Here is a 16,998-nt window from a genome sequence, read left to right as displayed (position 1 = left end):
TGGTAGGGCGCACACATTAGGCTGTTCGCGTGAGTCTCCCCGTTGTTTTGATTGCCGACAAGCTCGCGGAATCGACCGTCGCCGCCCTCGGTGACCAGGTAGAGGTCAGGTGGGTCGACGGTCCGGACCGCGAGAAGCTGCTCGCTGCCGTGCCCGAGGCCGACGCACTTCTGGTGCGCTCCGCCACCACGGTGGACGCCGAGGTCATCGCCGCGGCCCCCAAACTCAAGATCGTCGCCCGCGCGGGCGTCGGCCTGGACAACGTCGACGTCGACGCCGCGACCGCCCGCGGCGTACTCGTGGTCAACGCGCCGACCTCCAACATCCACAGCGCCGCCGAGCATGCGCTGGCCCTGCTGCTGTCTGCGGCCCGGCAGATCCCCGCCGCCGACGCGACCTTGCGTGATCACACCTGGAAGCGCTCGTCGTTCTCCGGTGTCGAGATCTTCGACAAGACGGTCGGCGTCGTCGGCCTGGGCCGTATCGGGCAGTTGGTCGCCCAGCGCCTGGCCGCCTTCGGTGCCCACATCGTGGCGTACGACCCCTATGTCTCGCAGGCCCGTGCAGCCCAGCTCGGCATCGAGTTGCTGCCGCTCGACGAGCTGCTCGGCCGCGCCGACTTCATCTCGGTGCACCTGCCCAAGACCAAGGAGACTGCCGGCCTGCTCGGCAAGGAGAACCTGGCCAAGACCAAGCCGGGTGTCGTCATCGTCAACGCCGCCCGCGGCGGCCTGATCGATGAGCAGGCCCTGGCCGATGCGATCAACAGCGGACATGTGCGTGCCGCCGGCCTGGATGTCTTCTCCACCGAACCGTGCACCGACAGCCCGCTGTTCGAGCTGCCCCAGGTTGTCGTGACCCCGCACCTGGGTGCCTCGACCGCCGAGGCGCAGGACCGGGCCGGCACCGATGTGGCCGCGAGCGTGAAGCTGGCGCTGGCCGGCGAGTTCGTGCCGGACGCCGTCAACGTGGGCGGCGGGGCCGTCGGCGAAGAGGTGGCGCCCTGGCTGGATCTGGTGCGCAAGCTGGGCCTGCTGGTCGGCGCCCTGTCCGATGCGGCTCCGGTATCGCTGTCGGTGCAGGTGCGCGGTGAGCTGGCATCCGAGGACGTCGAGATCCTGAAGCTGTCGGCGCTGCGTGGGTTGTTCTCCGCGGTGGTCGACGAGCAGGTGACGTTCGTCAACGCCCCGACGCTGGCCGCCGCCCGCGGGGTGACCGCCGAGATCAGCACAGCCACCGAGAGCCCCAACCACCGCAGCGTGGTCGACGTCCGTGCCGTGCACGCCGACGGCAGCGTGCTGAACGTGGCAGGCACGTTGAGCGGGCCGCAACTGGCCGAGAAGATCGTCCAGATCAACGGGCGCAGCTTCGATCTGCGGGCCGAGGGATTCAACCTCATCGTCCACTACAGCGATCAACCCGGGGCGCTCGGCAAGATCGGCACCCTACTGGGCGGGGCGAACGTCAACATCCTGGCCGCGCAGCTGAGCCAGGACGTCGAGGGCGACAACGCCACCGTGATGCTGCGCCTGGATACCGATGTGCCCGAGGATGTGCGCGCCGCGATCACCGCAGCGGTTGCCGCCACGACGCTGGAAGTTGTCGACCTGTCATGAAACTCGCTGTAATCGCCGGTGACGGCATCGGTCCCGAGGTCATCGCCCAGGCGTGCAAGGTGCTCGACGCGGTCCTGCCCGGTGTGGACCGGACCGAGTACGACCTGGGGGCGCGGCGCTACCACGCGACCGGGGAGACCTTGCCCGAGGGGTTCGTCGACGAGCTCAAGGGCTACGACGCAATCCTGTTGGGCGCCATTGGTGATCCCTCCGTGCCCAGTGGCGTGCTCGAACGCGGCTTGCTGCTCAACATGCGGTTTGCGTTGGACCATCACGTGAACCTGCGGCCGTCGAAGTTGTTCCCCGGGGTTTCCAGCCCGCTGGCCGGCAACCCGGAAATCGATTTCGTGGTGGTGCGCGAGGGCACCGAAGGTCCCTACACCGGAACCGGTGGCGCGATCCGGGTGGGCACCCCGCACGAGGTTGCCACCGAGGTGTCCACCAACACCCGGTTCGGTGTGGAGCGGGTGGTGCGCTTTGCGTTCGAGAAAGCCCGCACCCGGCGCAAGCACCTCACTCTGGTGCACAAGAACAATGTGCTGGCGTTTGCCGGCTCGCTGTGGAAGCGCACCGTCGATGAGATCGGTGCGGAATACCCAGACGTCGAGACCGCTTACCAGCACATCGATGCCGCAACCATCCACATGGTCACCGATCCCGGCCGGTTCGACGTGATCGTCACCGACAACCTGTTCGGCGACATCATCACCGACCTGGCGGCCGCGGTCTCCGGCGGTATCGGCCTGGCCGCCTCGGGCAATATCGATGCGACGGGCACGAACCCGTCGATGTTCGAACCGGTGCACGGCAGCGCACCCGACATCGCCGGGCAGGGCAAGGCCGATCCGACCGCCGCGGTGATGAGCGTGGCGCTGCTGCTGACCCACCTCGGTGAGACCGATGCGGCGGCGCGGGTCGACAAGGCCGTCAGTGCGCACCTGGCCACCCGTGGCGACGCCGTGTTGTCCACCGCCGAGGTCGGCGAGCGGATTCTGTCGCTGCTGTAAACGCCGAACCGGCGGCTCTGCCTCACTCCTCGTCTCTGGTGTCGTGTCCGTCCCGGCGGGCCAACCGGACGAGTTGCCCGGCGGGACCGTCGAGTTGGCGCGGAGGTCGCCACACCGCGCGCAGCGCGCGGGTGAGGTCGAGTCCGGCCACGTCGACCAGGCGCAAATCTCCTGTTCTGACCTGGTCCTCGACGGTCAGTGAACTCAGGACGGCGGGCCCGACTCCGTTGAGGACGCTGGTGCGGATTGCCGCGCCACTTCCCAGTTCGAGCAGGGGCGGGGCGAGCTCGTAACCGTCCAGCGCGATCTCGAGTGTGGTGCGGGTACCCGACCCGGGTTCGCGTACCAGCAGAGGGGTCGCGGCGAGTTCGGCAATCGTGACGGGGCGTCGCCGGCGCGCCCAGGGGTGGTCCGCGTTGACCACGAGCACGAGGCGGTCCCGCGCGACGGTGAGTGAATGGACTCCGCGCGGCACGTGCGGAGATTCGATGAACCCGACGTGACAGGTTCCGGCAGCGATCCGGGCGAGCACTTCGGTCGAATTGTGCACCTGCAGATGGATGTTCACGGTCGGGTGCTCTACCCGAAATTGCCCGAGCCATCGCGGCATCAGGTGCTCGGCCACCGTCATGCTGGCCGCGACAGTCAGTTCGGCAGATCGCTCGACCCGCAAACCCTCTGCGACATCGAGCAGCCGATGGGCGGTCCGCACGATTTCTCGCGCCCAGTGCGCCACCACCGTGCCCTCGGCGGTCAGCGTGGATCCGGTGGTGCTGCGCTGCAGCAGCGGTACACCGAACCTGCGCTCCAATCGTTTGATGGCGCGGCTCGAATTAGGTTGGGCCATACCGACTTTACGACTGGCTTCGCTGAGGCTGCCGTAATCATCCACGCAGACCAGCAACTCGAGTACATCCAGATCCGGGAGCCGGGACATGTGTCGATGATATGCCATGGCGGAAACGACAGATCAGATTGATATGACCGCTATGTAAAATGGGGTGCTACCGGCAGGTTCACATGTATTGGACGCTGGACGGGTGAAGAGCGCACAACAAGATCACCCGACCCCGAACGTGCTGCCGGCCCCGCCGGCCGCGACAATGGCGGGACTTGCCCCTGGCCTCACGGTATGCGCGATCGGTACCGCGGTCGCGCTCGCAGTGAACAAGCTCGTACCGGCGGTCAGTCCGCTGCTCGTCGGCATCGTTCTGGGCGTCGTGCTGGCGAACATCGTGAACGTGCCGCAGCTGGCACCCGGGCTGCAGTTCTCTTCCAAGCGACTGTTGCGGGTCGGGGTGGCGCTGCTCGGCCTGCAGTTGATGATCGGTGACGTTCTCACGCTCGGCTGGGGAGTGATCGTCATGGTCGTCGCCATCGTGGCGCTGGGTATCGGGGGCACGATGGTGATGGGCAGATTCCTCGGTCTCAGTTGGACTCAGCGGCTGCTGATCGCGTGCGGGTTCTCCATCTGCGGGGCGGCCGCGGCCGCCGCCGTCGACGGTGTCATCGACGCCGAAGAGGAGGAGGTGATCACCGCGGTGGCGCTGGTTGTCATCTTCGGGACCCTGATGATCCCGGCGATCCCGTTGCTGTCCAACCTGATCGGACTCAGCGACCATCAAGCCGGACTCTGGGCGGGTGGTTCGATCCACGAGGTCGCCCAGGTCGTCGCCACCGGAAGCGCTCTCGGCAGTGCGGGACTCGGCGCCGCCGTGGTGGTCAAGCTCGCCCGGGTGCTGATGCTGGCTCCGGTGATGGCCGTGGTCAGTGTGCGGCAACGACGGCTGGTGCGCAACGAGGCCGACAGCGTCCGGCCACCGCTGGTGCCGCTGTTCGTGATCGCCTTTCTGGCCTGCGTGACACTGCGATCGACGGGACTGGTGCCGGCCGGGCTCCTGGCCGATGCGAAGGTGGTCCAGACCGCACTCCTCACGGCCGCGATGTTCGCCCTGGGGGTGGGCGTCCGCTTCACGACCCTGCGCAAGGTCGGCGTTCGCCCCTTCGCGTTGGCGACGGTCTCGACGGTGTGGGTCACCGTCATCGCCCTGGCCGGTGTGGTGCTGATCGGGAGCTGAGGAGGTTGGTGCGGTCAGCGGCGAGGTACATGCCGCTCGTCGTGCCTATCGCGTCTCACCCACCGGATCGGCCGGTACGAGCGGCACCGCCAACAACGGCAACAACGCGCACACCGCGAAGGCCGCCGGATAGCCCGCCACCCCGATCAGCGCGCCGAACAACGGCGCCGAGGTGGCCGTCGCCAGGTGCTGACTGGTGTTCTGGGTGCCCAGCGCGCGTCCACTCCAGAATGGTCCGGCGATCTCGGCGATCGCCGTGAATGCCAAACCGTTGTCGGAGACCGTGATCACCGAGGCGATCACGATCAGCGCAACGCTGATCGGCGAACCCAGCCAATCGGTGAGTGCCAGCAGCCCCATCGTCGCAGCTGCGGCCAACGCGATGGCCCGGATGGGCCGGAGGCGCTGCCCAACCACATCGGACCACCGGCCCGCGGCGATCCGCCCAGCGGCGCCCAGTAACTGGGCCACGGTAACCAGTGTGCCTGCCGACGCGGCAGACCAACCCCGATCGCTCATCAGCCACACCAGGGTGAACGTCCAGACCAGACCCTGGGGAACCACCAGCAGTACCGACACGGCATGGATGCGCCACAACACGTTCGAGCCCCGGTAAGGATTGGCCAGGTGTTCGGCCGGTGCCTCATGGCGAGCCGGTCGTGGCGGATCCAGCACCCCCACAGCGCAAATCACCGCCGACAGGGTGCACACGATAGCCGGGAAGAGCAATGCGGTTGCCACCCCATGGGATTCGGCCACACGTGGAATGACCAACGCTCCCAAGCCCACACCCAAGGGCGTCGCCGTCTGCCGGATTCCCATCGCCAGCCCACGTTGCTCGGGCGGGAACCAGCCGACCACGACCCGCCCGCTGGCGGAATTGCTGCTGGCCGCAGCCATTCCGCCCAGCAGCAGGAACACCCCGACCAACACCAGGGACTGCGCGGAGGCCGCGCCGAACGCCGCTGCGGCAGTCAATACCGAGCCCACCGTCAACACGATCCGCTCGCCGACCCGGTCGACGACGTAGCCCCACGCGATCAGGGTGAGTACCAGCCCGAAGCTCGGCATCGATGACAGCAGACCTGCTTTGGCCAGATCCAGACCGCGTTCGGCGTGCAGCGTCGGAATGAGAAACGCCGCGCCGTTGATGAATACGTTGGCGCAGGTGGTGGCGGTCAGTGCGATCGCCAACATCGACCAGCGGCGGAACGTGCTGATCGACGAAACGGGCATGGCTGCATCGTTCCACGGTGTCCCAAGATATCGAACTTTGATTCCAAAATATGAGACACACCGAGCGTGCCATACCCTGAGGCCGTGAAGCTGTGGCCGGCGGTAGCCGTCGTGATGATGTGTGGATTCGTGGTCCTACCGACCGCGTCGGCGGCAGAGCCGGACTGGTCGGGTCTGGATGTCCGTCACTACGACGCGCCGATTCCCAGCCCCGGCAGCCTGATCGAGACCGCTCCGCTGAATCCCAGGCTGTCGGTTCCGGGTGCAGAGCAGGCCTACCGCATTCTCTATTCAACTGTCGATCAGCATGATTCACCGGCAGTCAGCGCCGCGGTGGTGTTCATTCCGCATGGTCAGGCTCCTCCTGGCGGCTGGCCGACGATCGCATGGGCGCACGGAACCGTAGGGCTCGGCGACGATTGCGCTCCCTCGGCGCATCCACGCAGCGGCAGGGATGTCGAATACCTGACGCACTGGCTCGACCAGGGTTACGCCGTTGTCGGGTCGGACTATGCCGGGTTGGGCACCCCCGGCCTGATGAGCTACCTCAACAGCGTGGCCACCGCGCACAGCGTCGTCGATTCGGTGATCGCCATGCATCAGATGGATCTGCCGTTGTCACCGAAATGGGCCATCGTGGGCCAGTCGCAGGGCGGTGGGGCCGCGGTCAACAGCGCACGCTGGGCCACCGAATTCAGCCGCGGCACCGGCCTGGACTACCGCGGCGTGGTGGCGACCGGGACACCGTTCAACGTCGAGGGCATCGTCAAACAGGCCGGCCCGGACATGGCGCTGCCGCCGAATACGGGACCTGCGGCCAACAGCTACACCGGTTACATCCTGGCCGGGTTGCGGGAGGCGCGGCCCGATCTCGACATCGACAGCGTGCTCACCCCGGCTGGGCTGGACGCGGTCGCCAAGGCGGAGACGCTGTGCAAGCCGCGACTCGACCAGCAGCTCGCCGGGATGACGCCGACCGGGTACTTCCGGGCGCCGCTGGCCACCCTGCCCGGGCTGACCGAAGCGCTCGACGTCTACCTGGGAACGCCGACCAGCGGCTACGACCGGCCGATCTTCCTCGGCGTCGGACTGCTGGACCGGGACGTCCCGCCGAACATGTCGCAGCAGCTCGCCGACCAGCTACGTGCCAACGGGCAGGACGTCACGCTGAAGGTCTATCCCGACGAAGATCACTCCGGCACCGTGCTGGCCTCGGTCCCGGACTCCACACCGTTTCTTGCCTCGCTGTTCGACGGGTACTGACGAAAACCGACTCGGGGCGTTCACGCTGAGGCTGCGCACTACCCTGGTCAAAATGCGCTTAGGTCGAATCGCCAGTCCCGACGGCGTCGCTTTCGTGAGTGTCGAAGGCGACGGTGCCGATGCCGTCTGCAAAGAGATCGCCGAGCACCCGTTCGGCAACCCCAACTTCACCGGACGGAGTTGGCCGCTGGCCGACGTCCGCCTGCTGGCACCCATCCTGGCCAGCAAGGTCATCTGTATGGGCAAGAACTATGAGGCCCACGCCGCGGAGATGGGCGGGGCAGCTCCTGAGGATCCGGTGATCTTCCTCAAACCCAACACCGCGATCGTCGGGCCCAACGTGCCCATTCAGTTGCCGGCCGACGCCCATCCCGTTCACCACGAGGGCGAGCTGGCGATCGTCATCGGGCGGCCCTGCAAGGACGTGCCTGCCGCCCGGGCCGCCGAGAACATCCTGGGCTACACCATCGCCAACGACGTCTCGGCACGCGACCAGCAGGCCAAGGACGGGCAGTGGATGCGGGCCAAGGGGCATGACACCTTCTGTCCGGTGGGCCCGTGGATCGTCAACGACCTCGACCCGTCGGATCTGGAGATCCGCACCGAGGTGAACGGCGAAGTGCGGCAACGCAGTCGTACCTCGCTGATGATCCATGACATCGGTGCCATCGTCGAGTGGGTCTCGGCCGTGATGACGCTGTTGCCCGGTGACCTGATCCTGACCGGAACCCCGGAGGGGGTCGGTCCGATCGAAGACGGGGACACGGTCAGCGTCACCGTCGAGGGCATCGGCACCCTTACCAATCCGGTTGTACGCAAGCAGAAGTAGAGGTAAGTGATGACATCTCCCTCTGGTCACGTCAGGGTGAGGTTCTGCCCGTCGCCGACCGGCACCCCGCACGTCGGTTTGGTGCGCACCGCCCTGTTCAACTGGGCCTACGCCCGGCACACCGGCGGGACGTTCGTCTTCCGCATCGAGGACACCGATGCCGCGCGCGACAGCGACGAAAGCTACGCGGCGATCCTCGACGCGCTGCGCTGGTTGGGTCTGGACTGGGACGAGGGGCCCGAGGTCGGCGGCCCGTACGAGCCGTACCGGCAGTCGAAGCGCAGCGAGATCTACCGTGACGTGATCGCCCGTCTGCTCGAGGCAGGCGAGGTCTACGAGGCGTTCTCGACACCCGAAGAAGTCGAGGCGCGGCATGTGGCGGCCGGGCGCAATCCGAAACTCGGATACGACAATTACGACCGTGACCTCACCGACGAGCAGCGCGCGGCGTTCGCCGGCGAGGGCCGCAAGCCGGTGCTGCGGCTGCGCATGCCCGACGAGGACCTCGGCTGGACCGATCTGGTGCGTGGCCCGGTGAGCTTCCCAGCGGGTTCGGTGCCGGATTTTGCGATCACCCGCGCCAACGGAGATCCGTTGTACACCTTGGTCAATCCGGTCGATGACGCGATGATGAAGATCACCCACGTGCTGCGCGGCGAGGACATCATGCCCTCGACACCGCGCCAGATCGCGCTGTACCAGGCATTGATGCGGATCGGCGTCGCCGAGCAGGTGCCGCAATTCGCCCATCTGCCAAGCGTTCTCGGCGAAGGCAACAAGAAGCTGTCCAAGCGCGATCCGCAGTCGAATCTGTTCCTGCACCGCGATCGCGGCTTCCTGCCGGAGGGTCTGCTGAACTATCTGGCGCTGCTGGGCTGGGGGATCGCCGACGATCACGACGTGTTCAGCCTCGACGAGATGGTGGCCGCGTTCGACGTGGCCGACGTCAACTCGAACCCGGCGCGGTTCGACCAGAAGAAGGCCGACGCGATCAACGCCGAGCACATCCGGCTGCTGACTCCCGAGGATTTCACCGCCCGGCTGTACACCTACCTCGACGGCCATGGTCACGACACCGGTTTGGACGCCGCCGCATTCGCCGAAGCCGCCGCGCTGATCCAAACCCGCATCGTCGTACTCGGCGATGCGTGGGGGCTACTGAAGTTCTTGGACGACGGCTCCTACGAGATCGACGAGAAGGCTGCTGCCAAAGAATTGCGCGAGGAGTCCGCGCCGGTCCTGGACGCCGCGCTGGGCGCCTTGGAGGGCGTCTCCGAGTGGAATACCGCCAACATCGAGTCTGCGCTCAAGGCGGCGCTGCTGGACGGTCTGGAGCTCAAGCCCCGTAAGGCGTTCGGACCGATCCGCGTTGCGGTCACGGGTGCGACGATCAGCCCGCCGCTGTTCGAGTCGATGGAACTGCTGGGCGCCGACCGCAGCCTGGCGCGGTTGCGGGCGGCCCGGGGGAGGGTGTGAAAAACCGTCTGAAATCTTTGGTAGTCTGCTCGTCGGTCCGAAAAGCAAAACGGGGAGGCCCCCGCCGAGCCGATCGGATCGAAATCGCCTGTGACCAGCGGTGATGGGCGATTAATGGGGTATGGTGTAATTGGCAACACAGCGGTTTCTGGTACCGCCATTCTAGGTTCGAGTCCTGGTACCCCAGCCAACTAGCGGATTAGGTCAGTGAGATCGCCTGAGCTATGCTGACCATCCGGAAGTTCTAGCCCCCGTCGTCTAGCGGCCTAGGACGCCGCCCTCTCACGGCGGTAGCGTGGGTTCGAATCCCATCGGGGGTACAGAGTAAAAGCGCCCAGTTCTCACGAACTGGGCGCTTTGCGTTGCGTGGGTGGTGTGTGTCCTGTCACCCTCGCGTGACGACGCGGGCGGGCGCCGGGGCAATGGAATCGCCGCGGCACACCGAGGTGTCACGAAAGTACTGAGATTCGCCTCACAGTCGGCGGGTCAGGGCGTCGGCGGCGGCGAGCAGATCTGCCGCCCAGCGGGCTCCTGGCCGGCGACCCATTCTGTCGATCGGTCCGGACACCGATACTGCGGCGATCACGGCGCCGCGGCCGTCGCGCACGGGTGCCGAGACGCTGGCCACACCCGGCTCGCGTTCGGCGGCACTCTGCGCCCAGCCGCGCTTGCGGACCTCGGCCAGGGTGCGGTCGGTGAACTTGGCGACCGGCAGCACGGTCTGCTGGGTGGCCGGGTCGGCGTAGGCGAGCAGAACTTTGGCTCCTGAGCCGGCTGTCATCGGAAGGTGGGTGCCCACCGGCACGGTGTCACGGAGCCCGGCCGGGGGTTCGAGCGCCACCACACAGACCCGTGATTGGCCTTCGCGCCGGTACAACTGGACGCTCTCGCCAGTGATCTCGCGCAGGCGGGGCAGCACCGCGGCCCCGGCGGCCAGCAGTGGATCGTTGACGTGGGAGGCCAATTCGGTCAGTGCCGGGCCGAGGCGCCAGCGGCCGTCGGCGTCGCGGGCCAGCAGCCGGTGGGTTTCGAGCCCCGCGGCCAGTCGGTGCGCGGTCGCGCGGGGGAGGCCGGTCCGCTCGCAGAGTTCGGCCAGCCCGCAAGGGGACTCGGCGACGGTGTGCAGTACACCCACCGCTTTGTCGAGAACGCCGATGCCGCTATCATTTCTCACAGAGAGATACTAGCGTCTCGCATTATGAGATGACAAATGAGATGGCGACAGTAACTCCCAGCCCTGGCGGACTCTTGATGCAGGCCCGCATTGCCGTTAATCGAATCGAGAAGTAGCGATGGACCAATCGACACAGACATCCGTGAAGCCGCGCACCCTGGCCGAAAAGGTTTGGGACGACCATGTCGTGGCGCGCGGCAAGGGAGAGGGCGCTGCCAAAGAGCCCGACCTGATCTACATCGACCTGCATCTCGTGCACGAAGTCACCAGCCCGCAGGCGTTCGACGGTCTGCGCTTGGCCGGCCGTCCGGTTCGACGGCCCGATCTGACGATCGCCACCGAGGACCACAATGTGCCCACTGTCGACATCGACAAGCCGATCGCGGATCCGGTTTCGCGCACCCAGGTCGAGACATTGCGGCGCAACTGTGCGGAATTCGGCATCCGGCTGCACTCGATGGGAGATGCTGAACAGGGCATTGTGCACATCATCGGACCGCAACTCGGACTGACTCAGCCGGGTATGACGGTCGTGTGCGGAGACAGTCACACCTCGACCCACGGAGCGTTCGGCGCCATCGCCATGGGCATCGGCACCTCCGAGGTCGAACACGTGATGGCCACGCAGACACTGCCGCTCAAGCCGTTCAAGACCATGGCGGTCAACGTCGACGGCATCCTGCCGCCCGGCGTGAGCGCCAAGGACATCATCTTGGCCGTTATTGCCAAGATCGGCACCGGGGGTGGGCAGGGCCACGTCATCGAATACCGGGGCAGTGCCATCGAGGCGTTGTCGATGGAAGGCCGGATGACGATCTGCAACATGAGCATCGAGGCCGGGGCGCGCGCCGGAATGGTGGCTCCTGACGAGACCACCTTCGAGTTCCTCAAGGGCCGTCCGAATGCTCCCAAGGGGTCCGACTGGGACGACGCCGTCGCCGCGTGGAGCCAGTTGCGCACCGACGAGGGCGCCGAATTCGACACCGAGGTCTACCTGGACGCCGCTGCGTTGAGCCCGTTCGTGACGTGGGGCACCAACCCGGGGCAGGGAGTTCCGCTGTCCGCGTCGGTCCCGGACCCGGAGTTGATGGGCGACGACGCAGAGCGCCAGTCGGCGGAGAAGGCTTTGGCCTACATGGATCTTCGGCCCGGGATGGCCATGCGTGACATCGCCGTGGACACCGTCTTCGTCGGGTCCTGCACCAACGGTCGCATCGAGGACCTCCGGGTGGTCGCCGACGTACTACGCGATCGCAAGGTGGCCGACGGAGTCCGGATGCTGGTTGTGCCGGGCTCGATGCGGGTTCGCGCCCAGGCCGAATCGGAAGGCCTCGACCGGGTATTCACCGCTGCAGGTGCCGAATGGCGGCAGGCGGGCTGCTCGATGTGTCTGGGCATGAACCCCGATCAACTGTCCCCGGGGCAGCGCTGCGCCTCCACATCCAACCGGAACTTCGAAGGCCGACAGGGCAAGGGGGGCCGCACCCACCTGGTCTCACCGGCCGTTGCCGCAGCCACCGCCGTACGCGGAAAGCTGGCGTCCCCTGCCGATCTGCCCGCCGCGACCCGCTAAGAAACCAGAAGGAGAAGGCTGATGGAGGCTTTCAGTACTCACACCGGAATCGGCGTCCCGCTGCGGCGGGCCAATGTCGACACCGACCAGATCATCCCCGCGGTCTATTTGAAGCGGGTAACCCGAACAGGTTTCGAGGATGGATTGTTCGCCGCCTGGCGCGCCGATCCGTCGTTCATTCTGAATCTGTCGCCATTCGACAAAGGCTCCGTGTTGGTCGCCGGCCCCGATTTCGGTACCGGTTCGTCGCGCGAACATGCCGTCTGGGCACTCATGGACTATGGCTTCCGGGTGGTTATCTCGTCCCGTTTCGCCGACATTTTCCGCGGCAACGCCGGCAAGGCCGGGCTATTGGCCGCCGAAGTCGCCCAAGATGATGTCGAGCTCTTATGGAAGCTCATCGAGCAGAATCCCGGGCTGGAAATCACTGTGAATCTTCAAGATCGAAATATCGTCGCCGGAACGGTTGTGTTGCCGTTCAGAATTGACGACTACACGGCCTGGCGGCTACTCGAGGGACTCGACGATATAGGCCTTACGCTGCGGAAACAGTTTTCGATCGAGGATTACGAGAAGCGCAGGCCGGCCTGGAAGCCGCGCACTCTGCCGGCCTGATCGAGGCATCCCAAGGGCGCCTCGGCACCCGAATTCACCGCCTGCCAAACCGGTTCTGGACCCGGCCCGGCGGAGCCCAAGTGGGGCAAGAAGATTGCCGGATTGTTGCCCAGCTACGCCTGAAATTGCGCGTGGCTCTTGGAAATCAGTGGTCACAGGGTTTACCGTGTCCTCTAGTCGGTCCAAAGAGGACCACTGGTTTCGGAGGTTTTTGAATGAACAAAGCGGAGCTCATCGACGTACTCACAACCAAACTGGGCACCGATCGTCGGCAGGCTACCGCCGCGGTCGAGAACGTTGTGGACACCATCGTCCGCGCGGTGCACAAGGGCGACAGCGTTACGATCACCGGCTTCGGTGTCTTCGAGCAGCGCCGTCGCGCTGCCCGTGTGGCACGCAACCCGCGCACCGGCGAGACGGTGAAGGTCAAGCCCACCTCGGTACCGGCTTTCCGTCCGGGCGCTCAGTTCAAGGCGGTTGTCGCTGGGGCGCAGCGTCTCCCGGCAGATGGTCCGGCCGTCAAGCGCGGTGTCACGGCGGGCCCGGCCAAGCGTGGTGCCGCCAAGAAGACCGTTGCGAAGAAGGCTCCGGCCAAGAAGGCGGCGGTCAAGAAGGCTCCGGCCAAGAAGGCCGCGACCAAGGCTCCGGCCAAGAAGGCGGCGGTCAAGAAGGCTCCGGCCAAGAAGGCGGCGGTCAAGAAGGCTCCGGCCAAGAAGGCCGCAACCAAGGCTCCGGCCAAGAAGGCGGCGGTCAAGAAGGCTCCGGCCAAGAAGGCCGCGACCAAGGCTCCGGCCAAGAAGGCCGCGACCAAGGCTCCGGCCAAGAAGGTGGCTGCCAAGAAGGCTCCGGCCAAGAAGGGCCGCAAGTAATTACGGAAGAGGCACGTCGTGGGCGATAGTCAGCTCACGACGTGCCTTTCTCGTGTGGGTTAGCCGCTGCAGGCAGGCAGGGGACTGCTGAGATGGTCCGCGGCGACCAGCCGGCCGTCGACCATCGACAGCACCCAGGTGCTGCCCTTGCGATTTCCGGTGGTCTGCGGGCGTACCTGTGACCGTGCGCACCACCATGAGATGAGATCGGGAATCACTTTGCCCTGCGTGCAGATCACCGGGGTCCCAGCCCGGGCCGCGAGTTCCAGCACGCGGCTGCGGCCGGCCTTGTGGTCGGAGCTGTACGCCTCTTCGGTCAGCATCGGCTCGTTGTGAATGTCCACTCCGAGTTCCTGAGCCAGGGGCTCCAGGGTCTGATGGCAGCGCAGCCGATCGGCCGCGTAAAGCGTTGTGGCACCGAATGCCAGTAACTGACCGACCAGCGCCTCGGCCTGTGCCCGGCCGTTCTTGTCCAGGGGACGCTTGCGGTCGTCGCCCTTGAAGCGCGATCGTCGACCCGCCGTACCGTGCCGCACGATCAGCACCGTATTGGTGTCGTGCGGATGTTTGACGAAGCGGCGCAACACTTTTCGATCGTGCGGATAGCCCAGCTGATCCATCGCCGCGTCCACCGGCAGCCAGATGAGCTTGTCCACCTCGTCGTTGGGGGTGAAGTCTCCTCCGGTGGCACGGGCCGCCCAGTACCGGACCCGCTTCGTGCGTGGGGGAATCTCGTACGTGATCGAGCCGAGTCGACGGCCGAGTTGTGCGGTGTATCCGGTCTCTTCGTGAACCTCGCGTACCGCGGTCACCGGATCGGTTTCGTTCACCTCGACCTTGCCCTTGGGCAGGGACCAATCGTCATACCGTGGACGGTGGATCACCGCCACCTCGGTCACGACTCCGCCCGCGGCGTCCTGGCCGCCGCGCCACAACACGGCGCCCGCCGCGCGCACGAGCCTGGTGCCCGCTCGAGCGGCTGTTGTGCTGTCGTTGGACACCTAAACTCCTGCAGGTCATTCGGCGGGCCCGGCCCCGGCGGGGATCAGGGGTGCCGGTGACGTTCCATCAGCGACACCTGGTGATCGCGGACGGTCTGTCCCTCCTGGGGCAGCGCCGTCCAGTGACCATCGTGTCGTAACTCCCAGCATCGGGTGGCCGGATCCATCGCGGACTCGAACACGTCGTTGAGTTGGGCGGTCAGCCTCGGATCCTTGACCCGAGCCATCACCTCGACGCGGCGGTCCAGATTACGATGCATCATGTCCGCACTGCCGATCCAGAACTCGTTGATGGCGCGGAAGTGAATAATTCGCGAGTGCTCCAGGAAGCGTCCGAGGATCGAGCGCACCGTGATGTTGTCGGAGTACCCGGGGACGCCGGGACGTAGGGCGCAGATGCCGCGCACCACGATCTCGACCGGGATCCCCGCCTGCGACGCGCGGTACAGCGCATCAATCACCTGCTCGTCGACGAGTGCGTTGGCCTTCAACCGGATTCCGGTCTTGGCTCCCTCATGATGGGCGGCGATCTCGCGGTCGATCCGCTCGATGATGCCCTTGCGTACGCCGCGCGGGGCCACCAGCAGATTGCGGTAGGCGTCTTTGCGTGAGTAGCCGGTCAGTGAATTGAACAGATCGGTGAGATCGGCGCCGATGTCGGGATCGGCGGTGAGCAGGCCGACGTCCTCATACAGTCGCGCGGTCTTCGGGTTGTAGTTGCCGGTGCCGATGTGGCAGTAGCGCCGGATCGTCGACCCCTCACGCCGCACCACAAGGCAGGTCTTGCAATGGGTCTTGAGTCCGATCAAGCCGTAGACCACGTGTACGCCGGCCTGCTCAAGTGCTCGGGCCCACTTGATGTTGGCCTGTTCGTCGAAACGGGCCTTGATCTCGACGAGCGCCACGACCTGTTTACCGGCCTCGGCCGCGTCGATCAGGGCGTTGACGATGGGCGAGTCACCGGAGGTGCGGTAGAGGGTCTGCTTGATCGCCAGCACGTTGGGGTCGGCGGCGGCCTGCTCGATGAAACGTTGCACCGTGGTGGAGAACGCGTCATAGGGGTGGTGTACCAGCACATCCCCGTCGCGCAGTGTGGAGAAAATGCTCTTGGGCGTCTCACGCTCGCCGAAAGCCGGTGGGGTCGCGGGTACGAATGGCCGGTCCTTGAGGTCGGGCCGATCCACGCCATAGATCTGCCACAGCGCGGAGAGATCCAGCAGGCCGGGAACCTCGATGACGTCGCCGGGGAACACATCCAGTTCCCGCAGCAGCAGTTCGAGCATGCTCTCGGTCATGTCGTCGGACACTTCCAACCGGACCGGCGAGCCGAACCGCCGGCGGGCCAGTTCGCGTTCGAGCGCCTGCAGCAGGTCTTCGTCGCGATCCTCTTCGACCTCGAAGTCGGCGTTGCGGGTGATCCGGAACGCGTGGTGCTCAACGATTTCGAGACCGGGGAACAACACGGGCAGGAACGCCGCGATCAGTTCCTCCATGGGCAGGAACCGCACCACCGTCGATCCGTCGGCAGGCGCGCTGAGCTCGACGAAGCGGTCGACGTTGTCAGGCACCTTGATCCTGGCGAAGTGTTGGCCGCCGTCCTCGGGATGCCTGACGGTGATCGCCAGGTTCAGGCTCAGCCCGCTGACGAACGGGAACGGGTGCGCCGGGTCCACCGCCAGCGGGGTGAGGACCGGAAACACCTGCTCGTGGAAGTAGGTGGAGAGCTTCGCGCGTTCCGATTCGTCGAGCTGGGCCCAGTTGACGATGACGATGCCCTCGTCGGCCAGGGCTGGGCGGACCGAGTTGAAGAACACGCTGGCGTGACGGCTGGAAATCTGCTGGGTGCGTTCGTTGATGCGACGCAACTGCTCGCGCGGGGACAGGCCGTCGGCCGAGCGCACCGAAAGTCCCATCTCGTCGCGACGTTTGAGGCCGGCCACCCGGACCATGTAGAACTCGTCGAGATTGGACGCGAAGATCGCCAGGAACTTTGCCCGCTCGAGCAAGGGCAGCGAGGTGTCGGCGGCCAGGGCCAGGACCCGGGCGTTGAAGTCCAGCCAGCTCAGCTCGCGGTTGAGGTATCGGTCCTCGGGCAGCGCGTTGTCGACTGCCGGCGAGGTGGCCGCCGGTGGCGCTCCGGGTGTCGATGACTCGTCGGATTGCCCCGATACGACTGTCACGATGTCTCGTCGGGAGTGGTCCGACCGGGTGCCTGGCTCGGCTTCGGTCGCTTCGCTCATCCGTCCGATCATTCCCTATCG

14 protein-coding genes and 2 tRNA genes are annotated in these 16,998 nt (G+C 66.1%); 11 read left to right on the top strand and 5 right to left on the bottom strand.

The features are described 5' to 3' along the window. Nucleotides 1–29 precede the first annotated feature (29 nt). Together serA and G6N44_RS07735 are read left to right on the top strand one after the other, a co-directional pair. Complete coding sequence (serA, locus tag G6N44_RS07740; protein ID WP_163662630.1) at nt 30–1,616, top strand: phosphoglycerate dehydrogenase; 1,587 nt, start codon at nt 30–32, stop codon at nt 1,614–1,616. Next, complete coding sequence (locus G6N44_RS07735) at nt 1,613–2,623, top strand: 3-isopropylmalate dehydrogenase (protein WP_163662627.1); 1,011 nt, start codon at nt 1,613–1,615, stop codon at nt 2,621–2,623. Before serA ends, G6N44_RS07735 begins: the two co-directional genes overlap by 4 nt. Nucleotides 2,624–2,645: 22 nt before the next feature. On the opposite strand, the gene G6N44_RS07730 is transcribed toward G6N44_RS07735, so the two are convergent. Beyond that, nucleotides 2,646–3,560, bottom strand: coding sequence for a LysR family transcriptional regulator (locus tag G6N44_RS07730; RefSeq protein WP_163662624.1), 915 nt, complete (start codon nt 3,558–3,560; stop codon nt 2,646–2,648). A 166-nt stretch (nt 3,561–3,726) separates the two neighbouring features. Here G6N44_RS07730 and G6N44_RS07725 point away from each other — a divergent pair, with 166 nt between their 5' ends. Continuing rightward, nucleotides 3,727–4,701 (top strand): YeiH family protein, encoded by a 975-nt coding sequence (locus G6N44_RS07725; protein WP_163669710.1) that lies wholly within the window; start codon nt 3,727–3,729, stop codon nt 4,699–4,701. A gap of 45 nt (nt 4,702–4,746) precedes the next feature. Here G6N44_RS07725 and G6N44_RS07720 read toward each other — a convergent pair whose 3' ends face one another. Continuing rightward, nucleotides 4,747–5,937 (bottom strand): MFS transporter, encoded by a 1,191-nt coding sequence (locus G6N44_RS07720; protein ID WP_163662622.1) that lies wholly within the window; start codon nt 5,935–5,937, stop codon nt 4,747–4,749. 114 nt (nt 5,938–6,051) lie between these two features. Here G6N44_RS07720 and G6N44_RS07715 point away from each other — a divergent pair, with 114 nt between their 5' ends. From G6N44_RS07715 to G6N44_RS07695, 5 genes are all read left to right on the top strand, one after another. Beyond that, nucleotides 6,052–7,200 (top strand): alpha/beta hydrolase family protein, encoded by a 1,149-nt coding sequence (locus G6N44_RS07715; RefSeq protein ID WP_163669708.1) that lies wholly within the window; start codon nt 6,052–6,054, stop codon nt 7,198–7,200. Between the two features lie 52 nt (nt 7,201–7,252). After that, nucleotides 7,253–8,029 (top strand): fumarylacetoacetate hydrolase family protein, encoded by a 777-nt coding sequence (locus G6N44_RS07710; protein ID WP_163662619.1) that lies wholly within the window; start codon nt 7,253–7,255, stop codon nt 8,027–8,029. Between the two features lie 9 nt (nt 8,030–8,038). After that, nucleotides 8,039–9,505 (top strand): glutamate--tRNA ligase, encoded by a 1,467-nt coding sequence (gene gltX, locus G6N44_RS07705; RefSeq protein WP_163662617.1) that lies wholly within the window; start codon nt 8,039–8,041, stop codon nt 9,503–9,505. 115 nt (nt 9,506–9,620) lie between these two features. Further along, nucleotides 9,621–9,695: transfer RNA gene (locus G6N44_RS07700), tRNA-Gln, on the top strand. A 57-nt stretch (nt 9,696–9,752) separates the two neighbouring features. Beyond that, a tRNA-Glu gene (locus G6N44_RS07695) sits at nt 9,753–9,825 on the top strand. Nucleotides 9,826–9,977: 152 nt separating this feature from the next. On the opposite strand, the gene G6N44_RS07690 is transcribed toward G6N44_RS07695, so the two are convergent. Beyond that, nucleotides 9,978–10,679, bottom strand: coding sequence for an IclR family transcriptional regulator (locus tag G6N44_RS07690; protein ID WP_163662614.1), 702 nt, complete (start codon nt 10,677–10,679; stop codon nt 9,978–9,980). 118 nt (nt 10,680–10,797) lie between these two features. Between G6N44_RS07690 and leuC the strand changes: the two genes are divergently transcribed. The 3 genes from leuC (at nt 10,798) to G6N44_RS07675 (ending at nt 13,736) form a co-directional block, all read left to right on the top strand. Beyond that, nucleotides 10,798–12,252 carry a 3-isopropylmalate dehydratase large subunit gene (gene leuC / locus G6N44_RS07685; RefSeq protein WP_163662611.1) on the top strand — a complete coding sequence of 485 codons (1,455 nt, stop codon included), beginning with the start codon at nt 10,798–10,800 and terminating at the stop codon, nt 12,250–12,252. A 21-nt stretch (nt 12,253–12,273) separates the two neighbouring features. Next, nucleotides 12,274–12,867: a 3-isopropylmalate dehydratase small subunit gene (leuD, locus tag G6N44_RS07680; RefSeq protein ID WP_163662608.1), complete on the top strand. Its 594-nt coding sequence runs from the start codon at nt 12,274–12,276 to the stop codon at nt 12,865–12,867. Nucleotides 12,868–13,082: 215 nt separating this feature from the next. Next, a complete protein-coding gene (locus G6N44_RS07675) occupies nt 13,083–13,736 on the top strand; it encodes an HU family DNA-binding protein (protein WP_163662605.1) in 654 nt (217 codons plus the stop codon). Nucleotides 13,737–13,795: 59 nt separating this feature from the next. On the opposite strand, the gene mutT1 is transcribed toward G6N44_RS07675, so the two are convergent. Continuing rightward, nucleotides 13,796–14,737, bottom strand: coding sequence for an 8-oxo-(d)GTP phosphatase MutT1 (gene mutT1 / locus G6N44_RS07670; RefSeq protein WP_163662603.1), 942 nt, complete (start codon nt 14,735–14,737; stop codon nt 13,796–13,798). 44 nt (nt 14,738–14,781) lie between these two features. Further along, nucleotides 14,782–16,989, bottom strand: coding sequence for an RNA degradosome polyphosphate kinase (locus G6N44_RS07665; RefSeq protein WP_163662600.1), 2,208 nt, complete (start codon nt 16,987–16,989; stop codon nt 14,782–14,784). Nucleotides 16,990–16,998 lie beyond the last annotated feature (9 nt).

Source organism: Mycolicibacterium alvei (genome assembly GCF_010727325.1).
GTDB classification, from domain to species: domain Bacteria; phylum Actinomycetota; class Actinomycetes; order Mycobacteriales; family Mycobacteriaceae; genus Mycobacterium; species Mycobacterium alvei.
Note: the sequence above shows the minus strand (reverse complement) of the source record. Positions and strands in the feature narration are given on the sequence as shown.

What these genes read in the sequence shown, in the direction of transcription:
- G6N44_RS07725 (WP_163669710.1), top strand. Translation starts at nt 3,727, where the DNA reads ATGGCGGGACTTGCCCCTGGCCTCACGGTATGCGCGATCGGTACCGCG.
- G6N44_RS07730 (WP_163662624.1), bottom strand. Translation starts at nt 3,560, where the DNA reads ATGTCCCGGCTCCCGGATCTGGATGTACTCGAGTTGCTGGTCTGCGTG.
- G6N44_RS07735 (WP_163662627.1), top strand. Translation starts at nt 1,613, where the DNA reads ATGAAACTCGCTGTAATCGCCGGTGACGGCATCGGTCCCGAGGTCATC.
- leuD (WP_163662608.1), top strand. Translation starts at nt 12,274, where the DNA reads ATGGAGGCTTTCAGTACTCACACCGGAATCGGCGTCCCGCTGCGGCGG.
- G6N44_RS07715 (WP_163669708.1), top strand. Translation starts at nt 6,052, where the DNA reads ATGATGTGTGGATTCGTGGTCCTACCGACCGCGTCGGCGGCAGAGCCG.
- leuC (WP_163662611.1), top strand. Translation starts at nt 10,798, where the DNA reads ATGGACCAATCGACACAGACATCCGTGAAGCCGCGCACCCTGGCCGAA.
- G6N44_RS07675 (WP_163662605.1), top strand. Translation starts at nt 13,083, where the DNA reads ATGAACAAAGCGGAGCTCATCGACGTACTCACAACCAAACTGGGCACC.
- G6N44_RS07720 (WP_163662622.1), bottom strand. Translation starts at nt 5,937, where the DNA reads ATGCCCGTTTCGTCGATCAGCACGTTCCGCCGCTGGTCGATGTTGGCG.
- gltX (WP_163662617.1), top strand. Translation starts at nt 8,039, where the DNA reads ATGACATCTCCCTCTGGTCACGTCAGGGTGAGGTTCTGCCCGTCGCCG.
- G6N44_RS07665 (WP_163662600.1), bottom strand. Translation starts at nt 16,989, where the DNA reads ATGATCGGACGGATGAGCGAAGCGACCGAAGCCGAGCCAGGCACCCGG.
- G6N44_RS07710 (WP_163662619.1), top strand. Translation starts at nt 7,253, where the DNA reads ATGCGCTTAGGTCGAATCGCCAGTCCCGACGGCGTCGCTTTCGTGAGT.